Annotated in this window: 18 protein-coding genes, 1 tRNA gene and 3 pseudogenes; 9 read left to right on the plus strand and 13 right to left on the minus strand. The window is 60.2% G+C overall.

What is annotated here, in order from left to right:
- Window positions 1-194 precede the first annotated feature (194 nt).
- From MF410_RS02240 to xylF, 7 genes are all read right to left on the minus strand, one after another.
- On the minus strand, window positions 195-1,034 hold the full coding sequence (locus MF410_RS02240) for a CHAT domain-containing protein (RefSeq protein WP_239620139.1): 840 nt from the start codon (window positions 1,032-1,034) through the stop codon (window positions 195-197).
- A 22-nt stretch (window positions 1,035-1,056) separates the two neighbouring features.
- Window positions 1,057-1,872, minus strand: a complete 816-nt coding sequence (locus MF410_RS02245) for a hypothetical protein (RefSeq protein WP_239620142.1) — start codon at window positions 1,870-1,872, stop codon at window positions 1,057-1,059.
- An 8-nt stretch (window positions 1,873-1,880) separates the two neighbouring features.
- Window positions 1,881-2,801, minus strand: coding sequence for a winged helix-turn-helix domain-containing protein (locus tag MF410_RS02250; protein ID WP_097626463.1), 921 nt, complete (start codon window positions 2,799-2,801; stop codon window positions 1,881-1,883).
- A gap of 229 nt (window positions 2,802-3,030) precedes the next feature.
- Window positions 3,031-3,104, minus strand: a tRNA-Arg gene (locus MF410_RS02255).
- Between the two features lie 204 nt (window positions 3,105-3,308).
- The gene (locus MF410_RS02260; protein WP_007630865.1) at window positions 3,309-4,091 is read right to left on the minus strand and encodes an ATP-binding cassette domain-containing protein; all 783 of its coding nucleotides are present in this window, start codon (window positions 4,089-4,091) and stop codon (window positions 3,309-3,311) included.
- A 14-nt stretch (window positions 4,092-4,105) separates the two neighbouring features.
- The gene (locus MF410_RS02265) at window positions 4,106-5,419 is read right to left on the minus strand and encodes a sugar ABC transporter permease (protein ID WP_097626466.1); all 1,314 of its coding nucleotides are present in this window, start codon (window positions 5,417-5,419) and stop codon (window positions 4,106-4,108) included.
- Window positions 5,420-5,679: 260 nt separating this feature from the next.
- A complete protein-coding gene (xylF, locus tag MF410_RS02270) occupies window positions 5,680-6,720 on the minus strand; it encodes a D-xylose ABC transporter substrate-binding protein (protein ID WP_097626468.1) in 1,041 nt (346 codons plus the stop codon).
- Window positions 6,721-7,011: 291 nt separating this feature from the next.
- Here xylF and MF410_RS02275 point away from each other — a divergent pair, with 291 nt between their 5' ends.
- Window positions 7,012-8,235, plus strand: coding sequence for an ROK family protein (locus tag MF410_RS02275; RefSeq protein ID WP_097626470.1), 1,224 nt, complete (start codon window positions 7,012-7,014; stop codon window positions 8,233-8,235).
- 16 nt (window positions 8,236-8,251) lie between these two features.
- On the opposite strand, the gene aac(6') is transcribed toward MF410_RS02275, so the two are convergent.
- Together aac(6') and iolG are read right to left on the minus strand one after the other, a co-directional pair.
- Window positions 8,252-8,704 carry an aminoglycoside 6'-N-acetyltransferase gene (gene aac(6') / locus MF410_RS02280; RefSeq protein WP_097626473.1) on the minus strand — a complete coding sequence of 151 codons (453 nt, stop codon included), beginning with the start codon at window positions 8,702-8,704 and terminating at the stop codon, window positions 8,252-8,254.
- A 900-nt stretch (window positions 8,705-9,604) separates the two neighbouring features.
- Window positions 9,605-10,597 carry an inositol 2-dehydrogenase gene (gene iolG / locus MF410_RS02285; RefSeq protein WP_097626475.1) on the minus strand — a complete coding sequence of 331 codons (993 nt, stop codon included), beginning with the start codon at window positions 10,595-10,597 and terminating at the stop codon, window positions 9,605-9,607.
- Between the two features lie 197 nt (window positions 10,598-10,794).
- Here iolG and MF410_RS02290 point away from each other — a divergent pair, with 197 nt between their 5' ends.
- Window positions 10,795-11,085: a hypothetical protein gene (locus tag MF410_RS02290; RefSeq protein WP_097626477.1), complete on the plus strand. Its 291-nt coding sequence runs from the start codon at window positions 10,795-10,797 to the stop codon at window positions 11,083-11,085.
- 6 nt (window positions 11,086-11,091) lie between these two features.
- Here MF410_RS02290 and MF410_RS02295 read toward each other — a convergent pair whose 3' ends face one another.
- Together MF410_RS02295 and MF410_RS02300 are read right to left on the minus strand one after the other, a co-directional pair.
- Entirely contained in the window at window positions 11,092-11,562 is a 471-nt protein-coding gene (locus MF410_RS02295; protein WP_097626479.1) for a hypothetical protein, read from the minus strand.
- 155 nt (window positions 11,563-11,717) lie between these two features.
- Window positions 11,718-12,726 (minus strand): annotated as a pseudogene (locus MF410_RS02300) (LysR family transcriptional regulator).
- Between the two features lie 271 nt (window positions 12,727-12,997).
- Here MF410_RS02300 and chvE point away from each other — a divergent pair.
- The 6 genes and pseudogenes from chvE to araD all read left to right on the plus strand — a co-directional run bounded on the left by chvE (window position 12,998) and on the right by araD (window position 21,291).
- Window positions 12,998-14,062 (plus strand): multiple monosaccharide ABC transporter substrate-binding protein, encoded by a 1,065-nt coding sequence (gene chvE, locus MF410_RS02305; protein ID WP_003565744.1) that lies wholly within the window; start codon window positions 12,998-13,000, stop codon window positions 14,060-14,062.
- Window positions 14,063-14,161: 99 nt separating this feature from the next.
- A complete protein-coding gene (gene mmsA / locus MF410_RS02310) occupies window positions 14,162-15,700 on the plus strand; it encodes a multiple monosaccharide ABC transporter ATP-binding protein (RefSeq protein WP_064840274.1) in 1,539 nt (512 codons plus the stop codon).
- Window positions 15,697-16,909: pseudogene (mmsB, locus tag MF410_RS02315) on the plus strand (multiple monosaccharide ABC transporter permease). The gene mmsA and the pseudogene mmsB overlap by 4 nt, the downstream one beginning before the upstream one ends.
- 115 nt (window positions 16,910-17,024) lie before the next feature.
- A complete protein-coding gene (araD1, locus tag MF410_RS02320; RefSeq protein ID WP_097626482.1) occupies window positions 17,025-18,020 on the plus strand; it encodes an AraD1 family protein in 996 nt (331 codons plus the stop codon).
- 35 nt (window positions 18,021-18,055) lie between these two features.
- Window positions 18,056-19,489, plus strand: a complete 1,434-nt coding sequence (locus MF410_RS02325; protein ID WP_097626484.1) for an aldehyde dehydrogenase family protein — start codon at window positions 18,056-18,058, stop codon at window positions 19,487-19,489.
- A 62-nt stretch (window positions 19,490-19,551) separates the two neighbouring features.
- Window positions 19,552-21,291 (plus strand): L-arabinonate dehydratase, encoded by a 1,740-nt coding sequence (gene araD / locus MF410_RS02330; protein WP_097626486.1) that lies wholly within the window; start codon window positions 19,552-19,554, stop codon window positions 21,289-21,291.
- A gap of 82 nt (window positions 21,292-21,373) precedes the next feature.
- Here araD and MF410_RS02335 read toward each other — a convergent pair.
- Window positions 21,374-21,598 (minus strand): annotated as a pseudogene (locus MF410_RS02335) (HD domain-containing phosphohydrolase); the annotation flags it as partial.
- A 155-nt stretch (window positions 21,599-21,753) separates the two neighbouring features.
- Window positions 21,754-22,656 carry a DMT family transporter gene (locus tag MF410_RS02340; RefSeq protein ID WP_097626488.1) on the minus strand — a complete coding sequence of 301 codons (903 nt, stop codon included), beginning with the start codon at window positions 22,654-22,656 and terminating at the stop codon, window positions 21,754-21,756.
- A 167-nt stretch (window positions 22,657-22,823) separates the two neighbouring features.
- Between MF410_RS02340 and MF410_RS02345 the strand changes: the two genes are divergently transcribed.
- Window positions 22,824-23,693 (plus strand): AraC family transcriptional regulator, encoded by an 870-nt coding sequence (locus MF410_RS02345; RefSeq protein WP_097626490.1) that lies wholly within the window; start codon window positions 22,824-22,826, stop codon window positions 23,691-23,693.
- The last annotated feature ends 2 nt before the right edge of the window (window positions 23,694-23,695 follow it).

Consider the following 23,695-nt stretch of genomic DNA (forward strand, 5'->3'; position numbering starts at 1 on the left):
GAACCCCAACCTGCACCCTCCGGACGGGAACTTCTCCCGTGTAAAAGGCTTACAGTTGTGCGTGGCTCAATACAACGCCGCCGTTTATGCGCAAGGCGTGTCATTGTATGGCTGCGCTAACAACGGCACCGCGTTTTAATATTGCAACTGTATGTTTGATATGTTGACCTGGAGCAGGAAAGCTGGCCTCCTTCCTATCCAAACATTACATACTTTTCTGCCTCACCGTTGGCACAGTTGATATGTACATCGTTTTTCGCAAGGCGGAAGGCTCTATTGTAGGATTCTCCATGTGCAAGAGCTCGATAAAACGCTCGAGTGAATGCGATGGCGGCATCGTCGGCAATTGAGTCGTTGCAACCTATTACCGCCTTCAAGTGGGGAGCCGCAAGGCGAGCGACGGCCTCAGAATAGCAAGCGTTCAACAGAAGGCATTCTATGCTTGTGTTTAGCTCAACCAAGCCTGCGATGGCCTCTGCTGAAACCTCGGCGGACTTGCCGGTGCTGTCTTCGAACAGGAGGAGTCCGTGGTCGCCGTGGCCACTGAAATGGAGGATTTGCGGCTTCACGTTCATGACCTCCATCTGTAGCTGGTTTGTCCTGACCGCCCAACGGTGCTCGACTTCCACGTTCCTTTTCGGCTCTTGGACAAGCCGTAGCTGTTCCCGCAAATCGCGAGCCTCCTCGTCAAGGCGTAGACCTTGCTGGTCTGTTGGTGCAGCAGCGAGCATAAGAGCTTTCATTGACTTCTTTTCCTTCTTGATGGAGACACCCCTGAACATCGTCTCCAAATCGTCACCGATCTGAAACAGATCGAGCGTCCCGTTGCCCGAACTGTTGCCTCTCAACATTCCGTAAAGATTGGTCTGTTCTGCGCCGAGTAGCAGCCGATCTTTTAAGTCGGGCTCCGCCTCCGCGATGGTCAAGGCCTTGTCCGAATATGGGGGGCAATCGTCGGAGAACCGGGCTAGGTGTTCGGCGAGCAGGCCTTTTACTTCGCGGTCGCCCTCGACGTCGAACCAGCCAATAGTCACCTCTTCCAGCCCGTCGTAGTACCTATTCAGCAGGCCCTTGGCGAGTCCCCGGCGAGCTTCCGGAACTCGAGACGAAGGATCCGCGATAAATTACGTCGTGACATTCTTTACGATCTTCGATCTGTTCAGCGGCCAATTGAAGAAGCTTGGCTTGTACATTCGAGGGTTGGCGCTCAAGGTCGGAAAAGGGGATTCCGAGATCGCCGATACTCAATCGCCGGTTCTCGATCACGCACCACACGCTATACTGTCGGACAATGTCGTCGGAGTGCTGGCCGAGTTCCTTTACGATTTGCCCGTTTGCGTGGCGCGGATCGAACAGATTTTCCACGTCGCGATTGAGGCCGACCGTGATCAGGGCGAGCTTCAATACCTGAGGGTCGGCCGTGTTGATATTGATCTTCATCCTCGAAAGATCAAGCTTTTGTGGATCCGTGTTCTGCATAGCCGCGAGTACGCGGAGCATTGGATCGACCGTCTTCAACGCCTCTATATCTTCAAGTCTGCCGTTGTACATCTTCGAAAGTGCCGCGACTGCTGAGGCCACAATCTCGGGATTGCCTTCGTTGGCCTGCATCGCGAGTTCGACATAGCGGGTGCATCCCGCGCGAGTTCCAAACTGGGCGAGGGCGTTTAGGCACCATCGAACAACCTTTTCGTCTGCATGCGCAAGCACCATCCCATTGATAAGCTGCTCGAAGGCGTTTCGGCTATCGGCCTTGAGATGGAAGCCTTGTCGGTACAGACGAGAGATATCCTGTAGTGCCGTCTTCTTCCTCCGGGCATCTCCATTTTCAATCTCATACTTCAGGAATGCCGTGTGCCCGGCCGAGATCACTGGTGACACTAGGGATGGGCACCAACTTCTTTGATGGCGTCGAGCACGGCCAGCGTCCAAGGCTCGAAATCATCCATATTGTTAGGCTTGGCGCCAAGGTTCATCCAGCAGGGATCGTTGATGGAAAGACGGCGCGTGGTGGGTTCAAACCAGTCGGGGCAGTTCCAGTCCATCACCAGGATGAGAACGCTGTTGTCTGCGCCGCGCTCGGCTTTCATCGCCAGCAGCGGCTCGGGTCTCGCGATGCCTTCTCCGTGAACAGCGACTGCAGAAATGTCTAGGTCTGTCAGAATGGCTTCCAAGGCGTTTTCACTGGCGCCATAGTCCCCATCTGAGAACAACGTGTAGTCGAAAAAGCTGACGACCCCAGGGAAACCGATCGTGCGCTTGTTGGCGAAGGTGTTGTGGTCGTCACGATAGCGACCAAGTCGGTACGACAGAACATCGCGGCCCCGGCGGACGATAGAAAAAGTCCACACTAGAAGCTTTCCGCGTTGATCCTCCGGATAGGCATAGTGAAGGGCTTTTGCTGCCTCGGCCTTTCTCAAGAAATGCTTCCAGTCCGCGAAGAGTCGAGGTTCGCATGCCTCGACGAAATTCTCGTCTACAACCAACGCCGGTTCGGGTTGAAGATCTCTGGTGCGGCGGCGGGCAGCAAAGCGCTCCTTGTATTTATCAGGTATATCGGGATCTGCGATCAGTTCCGTCAGGAAAAAGACACCCGGCTCAGTTCGAAAAAACGCCGACGTGGAGCGATGGATGAGTATGTCTGTGCTCAGTCGGGCTTGAAGAGTCTTTTCCTGCGTCTTGCCGTACAAATGTTTAGGAACCAGACGCGCCTTGTACGCAGCCTCCAAGATGCCCTTCGCTGTCATAGGGCGACGGGAGACATTTAGAACTCTGTGAGCGATCTCGAGATAGCTGTCCATTCTCGCCGGAAAACCTCTGGTAGCATTTTCTTATACAATGGATGCAAGCACAACAAGATCCAGCGTCAAAGAGCACCCTCAATTATTCAACGCCCGCAGGCTGCTGAACCGAAGTTCTTCGCTCGCCAGACCTAACCGCGCTGCCCGATTTTCTCTCAATATAATCGTTGGAACGCACATTGTAAGGCCGTCCACTGGTGGACGACCTATTCGATTGGTTGAGGGGAAACGCACCCGACAGGATTCGAACCTGTGACCTTTGGAATCGGAATCCAACACTCTATCCAGCTGAGCTACGGGTGCATGCCTGAGGCGGTTTGAATCGCCTGTCCGATGGGTGGTTCTTAGCCTAGCTTGCGGCCGGCTTCAATCGCGAATTTCTCAGAAATACCGATGCTTGCGGTTTACGGGGTGTTTTTGTTCGTCAGCCTTGGGGTCGAACGAAAAACTCCGCCGGCCTTGCGGGCGGCGGAGCGGGTTGTCTGGGGCAGGGCGCTTTAGCGGCGCTCAGATCTGCATGGCGCCGGGGCCGGGGATGGCCTTGGGCGGCACCTTGCCGAGGATGATCATTCCAAGCACTTCGTCCTTGGTCACATCCTCGGTGCGGGCGTGGCCCACGAGCTGGCCGTTCTTCATCACCGAGACGCGGTCGGCGAGGTCAAAGACGTCGTGGATGTCGTGGCTGATGAGGAAGATGCCGATGCCTTCCTTCTTCAGCTGCTTGATCAGCTCGCCCACCTGCGCCGTCTCCTGGGGGCCGAGGGCGGCCGTCGGCTCGTCCATGATCAGGATGCGGGCGTTGAAGAGGATGGCGCGGGCGATTGCTACCGATTGCCGCTGGCCGCCGGAAAGCGCCTTCACCGGCTCCTTGAAGCGCTTGAAGTTGGGGTTGAGCCGCCCCATCACCTCGCGCGCCGAAGCCTCCATCGCCACGTCGTCGAGCGTGCCCCAGCGGGTTTTCAGCTCGCGGCCGAGATAGAGGTTGGCGGCGGCGTCGACATTGTCGGCAACGGCAAGCGTCTGGTAGATCGTCTCGATGCCGTATTTCTTGGCATCGCGCGGGTTGCGGATGTCGGCCGGCTCGCCGTTGATCAGGATGTCGCCGCTGTCGCGCTTATAGGCGCCGGAGAGGATCTTGATCAGCGTCGATTTGCCGGCGCCGTTGTGGCCGAGAAGAGCGACCACCTCGCCGGGATAGAGATCGACCGAGGCATTGTCCACGGCGTGGATGCCGCCGAAGGAGATCGAGATGTTTTTCAGTTCCACAAGGGGAGTGCGTTGATCAGCCATGTCTAGGGCTCCTCTCACTTGGCACGGGCGCGATAGACGGTGTCGAGCCAGACCGCCACGACGAGGACAGTGCCGACGACGACGCTCTGCAGCGGGGTGTCGACATGGGCGAGAACCATGCCCGATTGCAGCGATTGCATGACGAGCGCGCCGAGCATGGCGCCGGCAATCGTGCCGGTGCCGCCCGCCAACGACGTCCCGCCGATGACGGCGGCGGCGATGGTGTAGAGCTCGTCGAGCGTGCCCTGCGAGTTCGTCGCGGCGTTGAGGCGGGCGGTGGAAATCGCCGCCGCAATGGCCGCAAGAACGCCCATCAGCGCGAAGATGCGCACCGTCACCCAGCGGGTCTTGATGCCGGCGAGTTCGGCTGCCTCGGGGTTGCCGCCGATTGCGAAGACGTAGCGGCCGAAGCGCAGGCGGGTGGCGATGAAGGTCATGATGATGCCGACGACGATGGCGATCAGCACCGGCACGGCGATGCCGTAGGGAATGTCCAGGCCGGTTTCGGGCCAGGGGATGTTGTTGGTCTCGGCATATTTCTTGGCGATGTTGATCGGCCAGTAATAGCTGTTGGCGATCGAGACGGCGCCGAGGATCAGCACGCAGCTGAGGACGGCGAGGAAATATTCCGCCCAGATCGGCCGGCGCGGAAAGCCGAAGCGGCGGCGCTGCCGGCGCGAGCCGATAATGCTGGCGATGACGAAGAGGCAGGCGGCGATGCCGACGATCCAGCTCCAGGTGGCGCCGATCGAGCCCTCAGCGCCGCCGCCCATGATGCGGAAGGTCTGGTCCATGGGGGCGACCGTCTGGCCGCTGGTGACGAGCCAGGTCGCGCCGCGCCAGACCAGCAGGCCGCCGAGGGTGACGATGAAGGAGGGTACGTTCAGGAAGGCAATGATCATGCCCTGGAAGGCGCCGATCAGGAAGCCCGCCGCAATGCCGACCAGCAGCGTGATCGCCCAGGTGAAGGGGCTGTCGAAGCCGATATACTCAGGCAGGATTTTCGCCTGGGTCACGCCCATGATCATGCCGCAGAGGCCGAGCACGGATCCGACGGAAAGGTCGATGTTGCGGGTGACGATGATCAGCACCATGCCCGTCGTCATGATCGCGATATCGGTCGTCTGAACCGAGAGGTTCCAGAGATTGCGCGGGGTCAGAAACAGGCCGCCGGTGATGATGTGGAAACCGATCCAGATGATGATGAGCGCGCCGATCATGCCGAGCAGGCGTGTGTCGATCTCGGTCGCGCGGAAGAAGCGGGTCACCGGATTGGCTTCCGCCGTTCGCGGCCCGCTTGATGCTGTTGATTTTACCATTTCGGCCATGGGTTTGCCGTTCCCCCATTATGTTTGGACGGCTGCGCCGGCGTGCCCGAAACTGTGGGCGGCGTCATTCGTCTGTTCTTCAACTGACCATCACGATGCTTCCGGAAACCGTGGCGTGGCGTCGCGACACCCTTCCGGCAGGGAATGCAGGTCCGCGATGGTGCGGCGAGGCGGAGAAACTCATCCTTGGAGGTCTCATCCGCATCCGGCGCCGCAACGGTCTTTCCGCTGCGGCGCCGGCAATTACGTTCGAAGCTTGCTTACTTGCAGGCGGCGACCGTGCCGGCCTTGACGCCCTGGCAGGCTTCAGCCTTGGAGATCCAGCCGGCGTCGATGACGACGTTCAGGTTTTCCTTGGTGATTGCCAGCGGCTTCAGGAAAACCGACTGCATTTCCACGCCCTTCGGGCCGCCCTTGAAAGCCTGGGCACCGTCGACCTTGCTCATGTCCTTGCCGCCGGCAAGGTCGAGAGCGATTTCGGCAGCGCGCTTGCCGAGTTCGCGGCTGTCCTTCCAGACGGAAACCGTCTGGGTGCCGAGCGCGATGCGATTCAGCGCCGCCTTGTCGCCGTCCTGGCCGGAAACTGGAACGGAGCCGGCGAGGCCCTGGGCGTCGAGCGCTGCGATCGCGCCGCCGGCCGTGCCGTCATTGGAGGCGACGACGGCGTCAACCTTGTTGTTGTTGGCGGTCAGGAACTGCTCCATGTTGCGCTGGGCGTTCTCCGGCAGCCAGCCGTCGGTATAGGCCTCGCCGACATTCTTGATCTTGCCGGCGTCGATCGCAGCCTTCAGCACTTCCTGCTGGCCCGAGAACAGGAAGTCGGCATTCGGGTCGGAGGACGAGCCCTTGATGAAGACGTAATTGCCTTCCGGCTTGGCCTTGAAGACGCCCTCGGCCTGCAGCCGGCCGACTTCCTTGTTGTCGAAGGTGATGTAGAAGGCAGCCGGGTTTTCGATCAGGCGGTCGTAGCCGACGACCGGGATGCCTTCGGCGGCGGCCTTTTCGATTGCCGGGCCGATGGCGTCGGAATCCTGGGCGAGAATGATCAGCGCGTTGGCGCCCTGCGAGATCAGCGATTCGACGTCGGTCAGCTGCTTGGCGGCCGAAGACTGCGCGTCAGCGGAAATATACTTGGCGCCCTTGGCTTCGAGAGCTTTCTTGATCGCGGCTTCATCGGTCTTCCAGCGCTCTTCCTGGAAATTCGACCAGGAAACGCCGACGACGAGATCGGCAGCCATGGCAGCCGTATGCACGGAAACGAGAATGGCCGCGCCTGCCATCAATTTCAAAATAGACTTCATACTATCCTCCCGAGTGAGTTGCGACCGGCCCAGCCCATGCTTCCTCCGGCCACCGCGAAAAGCTGTCGAGGAAAATTCGGATTATTTTCTCGACAGTCGAGAAATTTGATGTCAGAGATTTTTTCGGCTGTCAACACTCGGCAGTCAGCTTATTTTCCCTTGCGGAACGGCGGTTGGCGATGCAGTGGAAGCGAGGGCGGAGAGAAGCATGATGCCGAAAAGTGTGAGCGGTTTTCGGGCGGCATCATGCTCTAACTATTGAATTTTGGCATAGGGGAGAGGGCGGCATTCATGCTGACCAAGTCGAGCACGGAGCTGGTCCGGCAGAGAAACAGCGTGCTCGTGCTGTCCGTGCTGCGCCGTCACGGCGCGCTCGCCCATACCGAAATATCCGATTTCACCGGCCTTTCCTCGGCCACCATCTCGGCGATCACCGCCGATCTGGAACGCGCCCATATCATCGAAAAATCGGAGCAGCAGGCCGCCAGCGGCCGCGGCCGGCCGCGCGTGCTGCTGCGCCAGCGCCGCGATTGCGGCTATCTCATTGTCGTCATCATCTCGTCCGATGCCGTGCAATATTCGCTCGTGGATTATGCCGGCAAGCTGATCGACCGCTTCAGCGAGGAGCGCTCGCATGATCCCTCAGGGGCTGCCCGCTTCGTTGAAGGAGTGCGCGCCGGGCTCGCCCGCATTCTCGAGCGCTCCCGGATTTCCCAGGAGAAAGTGCTGCTGATCTCGATCAGCAGCAAGGGCCTGGTCAACTCAACCGAGCCGGTGCTTCTATGGTCGCCGATCTTCGGCAGCGATCAGATCGATTTCGAATCGGTTCTGCGGCCGGACTGGCAGGCCAAGGTCATCCTCGACAACGAGACGCTGCTGGTCGCAGCCGCGCTCGGCGCCCGCGAGGAGGTCGTCAAGGGCGCCGATTTCCGCTCGCTCGCCGCCCTGTCGCTCGGCCACAGCATCGGCCTCGGCATTGTCAGGCGCGGCGGCCAGACCAGCCAGGAGATCTCGGCCCCGAATTTCGGTCACATGCTGCACATGGCGGGTGGCGGTCTCTGCCGCTGCGGCACCCGCGGCTGCATCGAAGCCTATGCCGGCTTCTACGCCATCCTGCGCAGCGCCTTCGAAGTGCCGCTCGATACCATCCCGGCCAAATTCGTCCCCGTCACGGAACTCGACAAAATCGCCGCCAAAGCCCGCCAGGGCCACCGCACCTCCACCATCGCCTTCCGCCAGGCGGGCCTGGCGCTTGGCAACGGCCTTTCCCGCATGCTCAGCCTCACCGAACGCATGCCCATCGCCATCACTGGCCCGGGCACCCGTTATTACGACCTGCTCCGCCAAGGCATCGAAGAAGGCCTCGGCCAGTCCCATATCGTCCGCATGGAAGGCATGCCGGAAATCCGCGTGGTGCCAGACGAACCGATCCTCGTCTTCGAAGGCCATCTTAACCGGGCACTCTCGGTGATCGACCAGGATATCGTGATCTCGGGAGGGCAGGGCGGGGATTGAAGCCCCCAGCCCCGGCCTACAGCAGCTTTCGGAAGAACACGACGCGTTGTGTCTCCTCAAATCCCAAAGCGGCATGGAGCGCATGGCTGGCCGAATTCTCAAGCGGCGCGTCAGAGCCAAACTCAACACACCCAAGCGACTTCCCCCAATCGGCAACGGCATTGCAAAGCAGTCCTGCGATACCCTTTCGCCTGTCAACGGGCCGGACATAAATCCCTTCGAGGAACAGAACGGGCGAGCTGCTGCATCCATTCACATAATCATGCCGCAACGTGGCCTCGGCAAACCCGACAGCTTCATTCGCAGCATTTCGAGCGATGAACGCCACTGCTTCTGCATTTTCTGAAAGAAACGCCCGGCTCAACTCACCTCGATGATCTTCAAGCGAGTGATGCGGCCATAGCGCGACGCGAAGCTGCGCCCATGGCTCGACATCTTTTATCGTCCCGACCTCAATCGTCGTTCCCATATCGCGATTCCCTCCTGTCGAAAAAATCCCAATTAAAGTGGTAAGTGCGCAGCTTCACGAAGATATTTCCAGGAAGATAAAGCGCCCAAACACCCATGCCACAAGCTGGTTCGGCACCGTTATAGCGCCACCCACCGTCAGTTAAGCCGGATCCACCACTGACAATGAGCAGGTCGCATCTCCTCATGCATCCTCATTCCTGTGCCCGTCACAGGAATCCAGTGCGCCAAGTCTTTGGGCGCGGGAGACACTTTCTCGTCGAATGAGAGTCATTCACCGCGCCGACGCGCGGTGGCTGGATTCCTGTGACGAGCACAGGAATGACGGCGGGAGAGGTCGCGTCCGCGGTGCTATGTGGCTGCCCAAGACCCCGCCCAATCCCTCCTCACAAGGGGGAGGGGCTTAACCCGTCGCGCCCGACGGCGCCCGAATTCGAAGTCTTGCTTGCTGTCGCGGCACTACAAATTGTTTCGGTGAAGGTCATCGCAAGCGGTGCGGCATCTTAGTCCCTCCCCCTTGTGAGGAGGGGTCCTTCAAACGCTCTGAACCTTTGGCCGGCTCGATCGGCTGCGGCCATGGATTCCAGGCTCAAGGCCTGGAATGACAGAGGCTGGAGATACGCTGCCGCCAAACAGGCCCTCGACATTTCGGATGGCGCGGGTTCCTTTCCCATGCCTGTTATAGCGCCCGCCCGGTGACGCCTCATCCGCTTCGCTGAGTGCGCGCTTGGCGCAAACGCACCTACGACTGCCGGCGGATGTGGCGTGGGTGCTCGGCTGCGCATGACGGAGGATGAGGAACTTCCGGAGCAAAACAGTGGGGAATAGGGCTATGCACAAACGCAAAACGGCCGGGCAAAACACCCGGCCATCTCAAATCTATCCGTTCAAAAGCCAGCTGTCAGCCGATCTTGACGAGTTTGCCTTCCTTGACCGACTGCACCGCCGCATCGGCAAGCACCAGAGCCGCCAGGCCATCGGCGCCGGAAGGCGAAATCTTCGTGCCCTTTTCAATCGCGGCGATGAAGGCGGCGATTTCGTTGGCGTAGGCTTCGGTGTAGCGGGTCATGAAGAAATCATGCAGTGGCGGGCGGGTGTAGCCATCGCCGTTTGCCACTTCGATCGAGACCGGGCGCTGGTTTTCGGCCGCGGCCATGCCCTTGGCGCCGTGCACTTCGATGCGCTGGTCGTAGCCATAGGTGGCGCGGCGGGAGTTGGAGATGACGGCCTGCTTGCCGGATTTGGTCTGCAGGATCACCGAGACGCTGTCATAATCGCCGGCTTCGCCGATCGCCTTGTCGACGAGGACGGCGGCGGTTGCCAGCACCGAGACCGGCTCTTCGCCGAGCAGGAAGCGGGCCATGTCGAAATCGTGGATCGTCATGTCGCGGAAGATGCCGCCCGAGCGCTTGATGTAATCAACCGGCGGGGCGCCGGGATCGCGCGAGGTGATCGTCACCATTTCGACATCGCCGATCTTGCCGTCGTCGATCACCTTGCGCACCGCCATGAAATGCGGGTCGAAGCGACGGTTGAAGCCGACCATCAGCTTGGCGCCGGTCTCTTCCACCACCTTGATGCAGGCCTTGACGCGGGCGACGTCGAGATCAACAGGCTTTTCGCAGAAGATCGCCTTACCGGCGCGGGCGAAGCGCTCGATCAGGTCGGCATGGGTATCGGTCGGCGTGCAGATGACGACGGCGTCGATATCCTTGGACGCCTCGATCGCCTCGATGGTGCGCACTTCGCAGCCATAGGCGGAGGCGATGGCGTCGGCCGCCTGCGGAAAGGCGTCGGCCACCGCGACCAGCGTCGCATTGGCGTCGCCGCTGACGGCTTTCGCATGAACCTTGCCGATGCGGCCGGCGCCGAGAAGACCAAATCTCACTGTCATAGCAACCTCCCTTGAATTCGGAACAAATAAACCGAATTGCCAAAAATCTGGAATTTTCATTCCATCTTCTCTGCGTCGCGTCAAGCCCGCCGCTCTTTCACATTTGCAAGATTCAAACTAAAGACAAGCGCGACAAATGCCATGGCCGGTGTGACACATGCCATGGGCACGGTGACATATGCGACCGCGGGGCACAGATGCAACTGATTGATCCGAACCATCCGGCATACCGGCGCCTTTGGGTGCGTGTCGCCATCGTTGCCGTCTGCTTCGGCTGGGCGGCGTTCGAGATTGTCGGCGGCGATCCCTTCTGGGCGGTGCTTTCGGCCGCGGCGGGCGCCTATTCCTTCTATATGCTGTTCTGGACCTTCAATCCGCAGCCTGAAGTCACCCAGGCGATGGCCGAGCCTGACATCAATGACGAGGGAGAGGAAGAGCTTGCGGAGATATCCGCGGAAAAGCCCACCAGGGACGGGCAGGCAGACTGAAACCAGTCAGCGGCCCAATCGCCGCAGCGCCTCGTCGATCAGCAGATTGGCCAGCATCATCCGTTTCGTCGCATTCTCGCGGAAGGGGAGCGCGACACCGTCGGGATGATTGGCGCGGGCGAAGGCGCGGCGCTTCTCGCTGAGCGTCAGCGGCGTGTCGGCGGCCGAGATCGCCAGTTCGGCGGCAACCTCTTGCGGCGCCGTGCGGGTGAGATGGTCGGGCATTGCGGGCTCTGGTTCCGGCAAAGCCGCCGGTTTCTCGGTAAACCTGGCGGCGGCGTCGAGATCCAGATTGTCGAAATAGGCTTCGCCGATCCGCTGCGAGGCGACCGAGACGCCCTCCATGACATCGAAAGCCAAGCCGGTGCCGAGGCCTGCCACACGGTGGGAGGAGGGCGCTTTGGCCTCTTCAGCCGTCTCGTCCTCGGCCTTCAGCCGTTCGAGCACTGATTGAAATACCGACTGTCCGAACAGCATCCCGAATCCTCAAGAGTGTTCCGGTTCTTCGAAACACCCGACGTGCTCTAATTTTTTACGCAATTCCCGGACGCAAAAACCGCTGGCGCCTTTTGCTGGAATTGCTCCGGCGCGCATTTAAGATGGGCAAGATGGCGCCGGGCTTGCGGGCCGCGTCAGCCTGACTGCTTCAGGCTTTCCTCCAGAATGATGTCGTAGAGTAGCCTGGCGCTCGGCGGCAGCGCCCGTTCCCTGGCGGTGATCAGGCTGTAAGGCTTGACGTTGATGTCGAAATCGATCGGCAGCGTGCGCACGTCGGAAGCCCTGGCGCTTTGGCTGGAGAGGAACTGGGCGACGTCGGTGGCGACAGGAGCGATCGCATCGGTTTCGCAGACGATGGCGCAGGTTAAAAGCAGCGACGAGGTGTTGACGATATTTTCCGGCAGCGCCACGCCGCGCGACAGGAAAATATCCTCGATCGTCCGGCGCAGCAGCGTGCCCGGCGGCTGGAACACCCAGTCGTAATCCCTGATGTCGGAAAGGCTGCTGGTCTTTTTCTTTTTCAGCAGCGGATGGCGGCTGCGCACGATCAGGCAGGCGCGCTCGATGCCGATCTCAGTCACCTCGAACAGGCGCGGGTTGAGATCGTCGGGAATGCGGCTGATGATGAAGTCGTGGTGGGCGGCGAGCAGTTCGCGGGCGAGCACGTTGCTGGTCTCCACCTGGATGTTGATCTCGATGCCGGGATAGGCCTTGCGCACCCTGTTGATCGCCGGCACGACGAGGCTCATGGCCGGCGCCGTCACCGCGCCGATGAAGACCGAGCCGCCCTTGCCGCTCTTCAGTTCGCCGATCTCGCGGCTCGCCTCGCGCAGTCTCCAGGAGGATCTTCCGCGCCCGTCTGGCAAGTGCTGCGCCGAAGGTCGTCAGCACCACGCCGCGAGCGACGCGTTCATAGAGCTGGGTCTTGGTAATTGATTCCATTTCGGACAGCATGCGCGATGCCGCGGGCTGTGAAATGTTCAGGACTTCCGCAGCTGCGGAAATCTGTCCGCTATCTTCGATTGCGACGATCATCCGCAGGTGATTCAGCTTAAGTCCTGCACGTAAAAGGCTGTCATTGCCGAAACTATCGCTGTGGATATCGACATGGTCCATCGAAATGGGCTCTGAAACAATCGTCATGGTTGCAGCCTCCTCGCTGCGCTCCATCAAAAGTAATACTTTTTAACGATATACCAAAATTGTTATGCACTTTACCAGTTATTCTATTTGACAGTTATAGGAATCCATACCAGTTTGCCGCCGTGTGCTGGTTGGCACTCAACACGTGTGAGATCGTGGAGGAGACCTACTTCGTTTCTCACCATCTGAAGTAACTATCCAATACGGAACCTGCCACAGTTTCGGGGCGGGCGATTTTTCGTCCGCTGCTCTATTAACAAGGGAGAGAGAAATGAAGTCCATTATCTCATTGATGGCTGCGGCTGCCTTCGGCGTCGCTTCGTTCGTTGCACCGGCAATGGCCGCCGACAAGGGCACCGTCGGCATTGCCATGCCGACCAAGGCTTCGGCCCGCTGGATCGACGACGGCAACAACATCGTCAAGCAGCTCGAAGCTGCCGGTTATGCCACGGACCTGCAGTATGGCGACGACGATATTCCGAACCAGCTTTCGCAGATCGAAAACATGGTCACCAAGGGCGCCAAGGTTCTGGTTATCGCTTCGATCGACGGTACGACGCTTTCCGACGTTCTTCAGAAGGCTCATGACGCCGGCATCAAGGTCATCGCTTATGACCGTCTGATCCGCGATTCGGGCAATGTCGATTACTACGCGACCTTCGACAACTTCCAGGTCGGCGTTCTGCAGGCAAACTCCATCGTTGACGGCCTCGGCCTCAAGGATGGCAAGGGCCCGTTCAACATCGAACTCTTCGGCGGTTCGCCGGACGACAACAACGCCTTCTTCTTCTATGATGGCGCCATGTCCGTCCTGCAGCCCTACATCGACTCCGGCAAGCTCGTCGTGAAGTCCGGCCAGACCGGCATGGACAAGGTCGGCACCCTGCGTTGGGATCCGGCAACGGCCCAGGCCCGCATGGACAACCTGCTCTCGGCTAACTACACCGACGCCAAGGTCGACGCCGTTCTGTCGCCTTACGACGGTCTGTCGATCGGTATCATCTCCTCGCTGAAGGGCGTTGGTTACGGTACGGCTGCTCAGCCGCTGCCGATCGTCACCGGCCAGGACGCTGAAATCCCGTCGGTCAAGTCGATCATCGCTGGCGAACAGCACTCGACGATCTTCAAGGACACCCGCGAACTCGCCAAGGTCACCGTTGCCATGGTCGATGCCGTCATGTCCGGCAAGGAGCCTGAGGTCAACGACACCAAGACCTACGACAACGGCGTCAAGGTCGTTCCGTCCTACCTGCTGAAGCCGGTTGCCGTCGACAAGACCAACTACAAGCAGATCCTCGTCGACAGCGGTTACTACTCTGAAGACAAGCTGAAGTAAGACGTTAAGCAGGAGGCCGGAACCCGCGCTTGCGGGTTCCGGTCTTCGATTTTATGATCGCCAAGCCGCTTGGCGGCTCACGGCGCTGGAACTTTGACTATGGACAATACCATCCTCGAAATGCGGAGCATCACCAAGACGTTCCCGGGCGTCAAGGCGCTGGAGAACGTGAACCTCAAGGTTCGCAAGGGTGAAATTCACGCATTGGTCGGCGAAAACGGGGCCGGCAAATCGACCCTGATGAAAGTCCTATCGGGCGTCTACCCCACCGGAAGTTATGACGGCGACATCGTCTATGAAGGCGAGACGCGCAACTTCAAGGTCCTGAAGGATTCCGAAGAAATCGGCATCGTCATCATTCACCAGGAACTGGCGCTGGTGCCGTTGCTGTCGATCGGCGAGAACATCTTCCTCGGCAACGAGAATGCCAAGAGCGGCGTCATCAGCTGGGACGAGACGTTCAATCGCACCAAGCAGCTGCTCAAGAAGGTCGGCCTGTCGGAATCTCCGAACACGCTGGTGACCGACATCGGCGTCGGCAAGCAGCAGCTCGTCGAAATCGCCAAGGCGCTGTCGAAGAGCGTCAAGCTGCTCATCCTCGACGAGCCCACCGCCTCGCTCAACGAAAGCGATTCCGACGCGCTGCTGACGCTGCTGATGGAATTCCGCAAGCAGGGCATCACCTCGATCATCATTTCCCACAAGCTGAACGAAATCCGTAAGGTCGCCGACCAGATCACCGTGCTGCGCGACGGCATGACGGTCAAGACGCTCGACTGTCACGCGGACGAGATCAGTGAAGACATCATCATCCGCAACATGGTCGGCCGCGATCTCGAAGACCGCTACCCGCCGCGTTCGGTGCCGATCGGCGAAACCATTCTCGAAGTGAAGAACTGGAACGCCTATCACCAGCATCACCGCGACCGTCAGGTCCTGCACAATATCAACGTCACCGTCCGCAAGGGCGAGGTCGTCGGTATCGCCGGTCTGATGGGGGCGGGGCGCACCGAATTCGCCATGAGCCTGTTCGGCAAATCCTACGGGCACAAAGTATCCGGCGAAGTGCTGATGCACGGCAAGCCGGTCGATGTCAGCACCGTGCGCCGGGCGATCGATTCCGGTCTCGCTTATGTCACCGAAGACCGCAAGCAGCTCGGCCTGGTGCTCAACGACACGATCCTGCACAATACGACGCTGGTCAATCTGAAGGCGGTGTCGAATGCATCGGTCATCGACAGCGTCAAGGAATCCCGAGTCGCTACCGACTATCGCTCGAAGCTGCGCATCCGCTCTTCCAGCATCTTCCAGGAAACGGTCAATCTTTCCGGCGGCAACCAGCAGAAGGTGGTGCTGTCGAAGTGGCTGTTCTCCAATCCCGATGTTTTGATCCTCGACGAGCCGACGCGCGGTATCGATGTGGGTGCAAAATACGAAATCTATACTATCATCAATCAGCTCGCGGCTGACGGCAAAGCCGTTCTGATGATCTCGTCGGAAATGCCGGAACTTCTGGGCACCTGCGACCGCATCTACGTCATGAATGAAGGGCGTATCGTTGCGGAACTGCCGAAGGGAGAAGCGAGCCAGGAAACCATCATGCGCGCCATCATGCGCTCAGGAGAGAAGAAACAATGACGCCGATCAACCAACCCATCGCTGAGCAAGGGCGCGTCGTCTCGATCGGAGACTACGTTCGCGGCAACATCCGGGAATACGGCATGTTCATCGCGCTGATCGCGATCATGGTGTTCTTTCAGATTTCGACCGGCGGCGTTCTCTTCAGGCCGCTCAACCTGACCAACATCATCCTGCAGAACTCGTTCATCGTCATCATGGCGCTCGGCATGCTGCTGGTCATCGTCGCCGGCCATATCGATCTTTCGGTCGGTTCCGTCGTCGGTTTCATCGGCGCCATCGCCGGGGTGATGACCGTGCAATGGCACACCAACTATGTCCTGGCGGGTGTCGTATGCCTTGCCATGGGTGCGCTCGTCGGCGGCGTCCAGGGTTATTTCGTCGCCTATCACAAGATCCCGTCCTTCATCGTCACGCTCGCCGGCATGCTGGTCTTCCGCGGGCTGACGCTGTTCGTGATGACCGCATCGGGGACCGGCACCAGCATCGGTCCTTTCCCGCCGGAGTTCCAGCTGATCAGCATCGGCTTCCTGCCGAACCTGTTCGATATGGGCGGCATCAACTCGACCTCGATCATTCTGACCGTGATCGGCGCCGTCGCGCTCTTCTATCTCGCATGGCGCAAGCGGCTGTCGAACGAGAAGCATGGCAATGATGTCGAGCCCTTGGGCTTCTTCCTCGCCCAGAACGCCCTCGTCACCATCGCCATTCTGGCGCTCGGCTACCAGCTTGTCGATCTATCGCGGCTTCCCGAACGTGCTGGTCGTCATGCTGGCCCTGGTCGCGGCCTACGCCTTTATTACCCGTCGCACCACGATCGGCCGCCGCATCTACGCCATGGGCGGCAATGAGAAGGCGACCAAGCTTTCCGGTATCAACACCGAGCGGCTGACCTTCCTGACCTTCGCCAATATGGGCCTGCTGGCTGGTCTCGCCGGCCTGATCGTGGCGCTGCGCCTCAATTCGGCGACGGCCAAGGGCGGCTTCGGCCTCGAACTCGACGTCATTGCCGCCTGCTTCATCGGCGGCGCGTCGGCCCAGGGCGGCGTCGGCAAGGTGACCGGTGCGGTCATCGGCGCCTTGATCATGGGCATCATGAACAACGGCATGTCGATCCACGGCCTCGGCACCGACTCGCAGCAGATGGTCAAGGGCGCGGTGCTTCTCGCCGCCGTGTTCTTCGACGTCTACAACAAGAACAAGGGCTGAGCGCTCAAGCGCAGCCCCGCATTCGCAGTCATATGAGTGATCAATTCCGGCTCCTGATGGAGCCGGACAGGCGGAGCTTTTCCTGGTCTTCGCCGGAACGAGAAGGATCGAAGTCGTGCTTATTTCCCAGATCAAGGGTGCCAACGGAGAGATCGTCGTCGCCGTGCGCAAGCAGGGCGGCGCTGCAAGATCGGTGAAGAATGCCGGCAGCGTCTATGCGCTGGCGATGGAAGCCGCCGACGGCGGCAAGTCGCTTGCTTCAGTCATCGAGGCGCATGGTTACGGTGATGCCGTCGATCTTGAGAAGGTCTATGCGGAAGGCCGCTTCCTGCCGCCGATCACCCATCCGGACGCTGCCCACCTGCATCTGACCGGCACTGGTCTCACGCATCTCGGCTCCGCCGCCACCCGTGATTCCATGCACAAGAAGACCAGCGAGGCGGCCGAGGAAACGCTGACCGACTCGATGAAGATGTTCAAGATGGGTCTCGAGAACGGCAAGCCGAAGGCTGGCGAAAAGGGTGTGCAGCCCGAATGGTTCTACAAGGGCAACGGCTACGGCGCTGCCGCCCCGGGCGCGCCGCTCGTCTCGCCCTCTTTCGCGCTCGATGGTGGCGAAGAGCCTGAAATGGCTGGCATTTACGTGATCGCCAGCGATGGCTCGCCGTTCCGCATCGGCTTCGCTTTGTCGAACGAGTTTTCGGACCACGTCACCGAGCGGATCAACTATCTCTATCTGGCCCACTCGAAACTGCGCCCCGCCGCCTATGGTCCGGAAATCCGCATCGGCGCCGCCCCGGACGACATCCGCGGCACCTCGCGCATCAAGCGCGGCGACAAGGTGATCTTCGAAAAGCCCTTCCTGTCCGGCGAAGCGAACATGTCGCACACCTTCGCCAATCTCGAATATCACCATTTCAAATACGGCATCTTCCGTGTTCCGGGCGATGTCCATGTCCATATGTTCGGCACGGCGACGCTCTCCTTCGCCGACGGCATCAAGGCGGAAGAGGGTGATGTCTTCGAAATCGAAGTCGCCGAATTCGGCCTGCCGCTGCGCAATCCGCTGAAGGTGGCCGCCGAAGAAGAGATTGCCGTCAGGCAGCTCTAATTTCTCATAAACGGTAAAGGAGGCTCATTCAGCCCATGACCATTTATCAAAACCTGATCGCCGGCGAATGGGTCGGCACCAACGCGACGAAGAACATCAATCCGTCCGATACCAACGAAGTCGTCGGCCTCTATGCCGACGGCAGCGCCGAAGACACCAAGAACGCCATCGCCGCCGCCAGGGCCGCTTTCCCGGCCTGGTCGCGCTCCGGCATCTGGGAACGCCACGTCATCCTGAAGAAGGCCGGCGACGAGATCATGGCGCGCAAGGACGAGCTCGGCGCGCTGCTTGCCCGCGAAGAAGGCAAGACCCTGCCTGAGGCCACCGGCGAGGTCATCCGCGCTTCGCAGATCTTCGAATTTTTCGCAGGCGAGGCCCTGCGGCTGGCCGGCGAAGTCATCCCGTCGGTACGCCCGAACATCGGCGTCGAAATCACCCGCGAGGGCCTCGGCGTCATCGGTATCATCACGCCGTGGAACTTCCCGATCGCCATCCCGGCCTGGAAGATCGCGCCGGCGCTTTGCTACGGCAACACCGTCGTCTTCAAGCCGGCCGAACTGGTGCCCGCCTGTTCCTGGGCGATCGTCGACATCCTCAACCGCGCCGGCCTGCCGAAGGGCGTGTTGAACCTCGTCATGGGCAAGGGCTCGGTCGTCGGACAGGCGATGCTCGAAAGCCCCGACGTTCACGGCATCACCTTTACCGGCTCCACCGGCACCGGCCGGCGCGTCGCCGCCGCCTCGATCGAGCATAACCGCAAGTTCCAGCTGGAGATGGGCGGCAAAAACCCGATGGTCGTGCTCGACGACGCCGATCTGTCGGTCGCCGTCGAGGCCGCCGCCAATTCCGGCTTCTTCTCCACCGGCCAACGCTGCACCGCATCGTCGCGCCTGATCGTCACCGAAGGCATTCACGACAAGTTCGTCGCGGCGCTGACCGACAAGCTGAAGACGCTCGTCGTCGACAATGCGCTGAAAGCCGGCACGCATATCGGCCCCGTCGTCGACGAGCGGCAGCTGAAGACCGATACCGACTATATCGAGATCGGCAAGTCGGAAGGCGCCAAGCTCGCCTTCGGCGGCGAGGTGATTTCCCGCGACACGCCCGGCTTCTACCTGCAGCCGACGCTGTTTACCGAAGCGACCAACCAGATGCGTATTTCGCGCGAAGAGATCTTCGGACCTGTGGTCTCGGTGATCCGGGCGAAGGATTATGACGAGGCGCTCGCCATCGCCAACGACACGCCGTTCGGGCTTTCGGCCGGCATCGCGACGACCAGCCTGAAACATGCGACGCACTTCAAGCGCAATTCGGAAGCCGGCATGGTCATGGTCAACCTGCCGACCGCCGGCGTCGATTTCCACGTCCCCTTCGGCGGCCGCAAGGGCTCGTCCTACGGCCCGCGCGAGCAGGGCAAGTACGCCGCCGAATTCTACACAACCGTCAAGACCGCCTACACGCTGGCTTGAGACGAAGTGCGATAACCCTGATCGTACGAGGCGATCAGGGGGTATCCTGAAGGACAGAGACTATGAAGAAAAAAGCAGAATGGCCGCGCAGGCTGAGGTCGCAGGAATGGTACGGCGGCACGAGCCGCGACGTGATCTATCACCGCGGCTGGCTTAAGAACCAGGGATATCCCCACGACCTGTTCGATGGAAGGCCGGTAATCGGCATCCTCAACACCTGGTCGGATATGACCCCGTGCAACGGTCATCTGAGAGAGCTCGCCGAGAAGGTGAAGGCGGGCGTCTGGGAGGCCGGCGGCTTCCCGCTCGAGGTGCCGGTATTTTCCGCATCCGAAAACACCTTCCGCCCCACCGCGATGATGTACCGCAACCTTGCCGCACTGGCGGTGGAAGAGGCGATCCGCGGCCAGCCGATGGATGGCTGTGTCTTGCTGGTCGGCTGCGACAAGACCACGCCGTCGCTTCTGATGGGGGCCGCCTCCTGCGACCTGCCGTCGATTGTCGTCACCGGCGGGCCGATGCTGAACGGCTATTTCCGCGGCGAACGCGTCGGCTCCGGTACGCATCTGTGGAAGTTCTCCGAAATGGTGAAGGCCGGCGAGATGACGCAGGCCGAGTTCCTCGAGGCGGAAGCCTCGATGAGCCGTTCGTCGGGCACCTGCAACACGATGGGCACCGCCTCGACTATGGCCTCGATGGCCGAAGCGCTCGGCATGGCGCTCTCAGGCAATGCCGCGATCCCTGGCGTCGATTCCCGCCGTAAGGTGATGGCGCAACTGACCGGCCGCCGCATCGTGCAGATGGTCAAGGACGATCTGAAGCCCTCCGAGATCATGACGAAACAGGCTTTCGAAAACGCCATCCGCACCAATGCGGCGATCGGCGGATCGACGAATGCCGTCATCCACCTGCTTGCGATTGCCGGCCGCGTCGGCATCGATCTGTCGCTCGACGACTGGGACCGCTGCGGCCGCGACGTTCCCACAATCGTCAACCTGATGCCGTCGGGCAAGTACCTGATGGAAGAGTTCTTCTATGCCGGCGGTCTACCGGTGGTGCTGAAGCGCCTCGGCGAAGCGGGCCTGCTGCACAAGGATGCGCTGACGGTCTCCGGCGAAACTGTCTGGGACGAGGTCAAGGACGTCGTCAACTGGAACGAGGATGTCATCCTGCCCGCTGAAAAGGCGCTGACCTCTTCGGGCGGCATCGTTGTGCTGCGCGGCAATCTGGCGCCGAAGGGCGCGGTGCTGAAGCCATCGGCGGCCTCGCCGCATCTCCTGGTGCACAAGGGCAGGGCAGTCGTGTTCGAGGACATCGACGATTACAAGGCCAAGATCAACGACGACAATCTCGACATCGACGAAAACTGCATCATGGTCATGAAGAACTGTGGGCCGAAGGGTTATCCAGGGATGGCCGAAGTCGGCAACATGGGACTGCCGCCGAAGGTGCTGAAGAAGGGCATCCTCGACATGGTGCGCATTTCCGACGCCCGCATGTCCGGAACCGCCTACGGCACCGTCGTGCTGCACACCTCGCCGGAAGCGGCGGTCGGCGGGCCGCTTGCGGTCGTGAAGAATGGCGACATGATCGAGCTCGATGTGCCGAACCGTCGTCTGCATCTCGACATTTCCGACGAGGAACTGGCGCGCCGGCTGGCCGAATGGCAGCCGAACCACGACCTGCCGACATCAGGTTATGCCTTCCTGCATCAGCAGCATGTCGAAGGGGCCGATACCGGCGCCGACCTCGACTTCCTCAAGGGATGTCGCGGAAACGCGGTTGGCAAGGACAGCCACTAACCGGGTGCATCCGAAATTGATCGTTGATGAGGCGGGGCAAAACCCCGCCTTTTCTGTCCGCCGTTCGCGCGGAATGGCGCGCTCAGGCGCTCGAGACTGCCGTGCGCCGGAAAGTGGCAATGCAGGCGGATCGAAGTGCGATCCGCTGCAGGCAATTATTTTTGCGTAAGCCTGCTCGACCGGCCAGGCCTGTTACATGGCCGATCGGAGCAGAGCGCTTCGAAGACGTCGGCAACCGCGACGATCGTGCGTCGATGTGGATTGCGTCGCTGGACAGGCCTTTGGGATAGCCGGTTTCCGTCCAGCGGGTCGAAGGGCTTGGCCAAAAAATCCGTGGCGCCGGCCTCCAGCGCTTCCAACCGAACCGACCATTTTGCCTGCGACGTGAACCGCACCCGACGCGCGACGAAACGGCCAGCCGAGACGCTTCGGGGAGGGGGTCAAAGGAAATTCGCTCTGACATCAGAGACGAAAGCGCCGGGTAAAAACGGCCAGTCGAGGCACTGGTGAAAAAACCAGCACGTTTCCAACCAGTACGGCGCAGAGCCCGAGAGCCGCCAATGGACCGAGCTGATAACCTTCGAAAAACATCGAAATCGTCAGGGCAACGATGGGAAAGAGGACGGTCATATAAGCGGCTTTGGCTGCTCCCAGCCGATTAACGACGGTGAGATAGGTGGTAAACCCGATTACGGAGCCGAAAATTGCGAGATAAAGGAGAGAGCCGACATAGGACGCTGAAGGATCGAAGGTAAATTCAACACCCCGAATGGCGGCGAATGCCGAGACGATGCCCGCACCGTAGAGCATTCCATATGCGTTTACCGAAGTCACCGACAATCCGTGCTTCCTGTTGCGTACGGACACCAGGTTGCCGACCGAAAAGAACCATGTCCCGAGGAGGGCGAGCATCACGCCGATCACCACGTTGCGGTCGAATGCGGCGGCGGCAGCTTCATTCCAGAAAAGGCAGACAATGCCGGCAACGCCGAAGGCCGCGCCCAGGAGAATGCGCGCCGACGGCCTCTGGCCAAATGCGACCATGCCATTGGCAAGATTGAAGATTGTCGCAGCTGAAAAGATCACCGAAACAATGCCGCTCGGCACCAAGGTTTCGGCGATATAGAAACAAAGAAAATTACAGGAAAAGAGACAGATCGACTGCAGGACCACATAGGGATGATGACGCAAGGGAATGGGCTGAAGCCTCTTCGCAACCGTCAGGCCTACAAATAATATCACGCCGGCGAGGGCGAAGCGGTAGGCGATCGACGCTTCAATCGGAACGACGCCAAGCTGGTTCTTGATGGCGATCCAGGTGGTGCCCCAGATCAGCACGGTTAAAGCATAGCAGAGGCCGGTCATGGTCTTTCACTCCGTCAACGACAATGGGAGGATCGATATCGAGCCGAACAGCCAGGTCTATGCCGCAGACCGTGGAGGCATTGTATATTCTTGGGTTTTTTGCCTTTGGCCCTATTGATCGGCTGCGCCGTCCCATTCAAACTCGTGAGACGAGGCCCCGATGGATCATGGAACAGCAACACCGTCTGACAGTTAAAGAAGCGCTCTCAAGATCCGGCGCATGCCTGCAGCGCTCCGGCTCGGTCGACCGGGGACTGTCGCTTGCGGAGTGGACCAACCGCGCAGGAGAAGCGTTCTACGAGCGCCCCGATCATCACACGCTGAGCATCTATCTTGACGGCGGCGAAAGGGTCATTCGCGAGGATAAGCGGCTATCGGGCGGAGCACCGGGCAAGCTTTGCCTCTTGCCGGCCGAACACAAAAGCCAATGGCATATTGGCGGGCCACTGAGGATGTTTCATCTTTACGTCGATCCCGAGCTCCTCGCTTATGAAGCGCTGACGTCGTTCGACATCGACCCGAGGCATATCGATCTGATGGATCTGACGTTTTGTGATGATCCGGCGATGGCGATGATTGTCCGGGGAGGGGTTTTGCCTTTGAACTGGCAGGAAAAGAGCGACCGTGTCGCTCTCGATGCGGTTTGTAGGCTTCTCATTCATCGGATCTTGAAATCGCACAATCGGCAGGCGCGGCAGGAGGCCGTGCGCGGAGGGCTTTCACCCTCGGTGCGTCGCCGTACTGCTGATTACATCGACGCCAACCTCGAGCAGGCGCTGACGCTTGATCGGCTGGCACGGGAAGCCGGCTTGAGCACCTTTCATTTTGCCAAGATGTTTCGCGTCAGCTTCGGCATGCCTCCGCATCGCTACGTGGCGGCGCGGCGGATCGAGCAAGCAGAAAGGCTCCTTCGCAACCGCGAAAACAGCCTTGCAACCGTTGCCTCCGCCTGCGGCTTCGGGTCACAAAGCCATTTTTCCAAAGCTTTTAAAGCGACCACCGGCGTGCCGCCAGGGGAGTGGCGAAGCCTGCCGTGAGA

The sequence above is a fragment of the Rhizobium sp. C104 genome (assembly GCF_022354505.1).
GTDB classification, from domain to species: Bacteria; Pseudomonadota; Alphaproteobacteria; order Rhizobiales; family Rhizobiaceae; genus Rhizobium; species Rhizobium redzepovicii.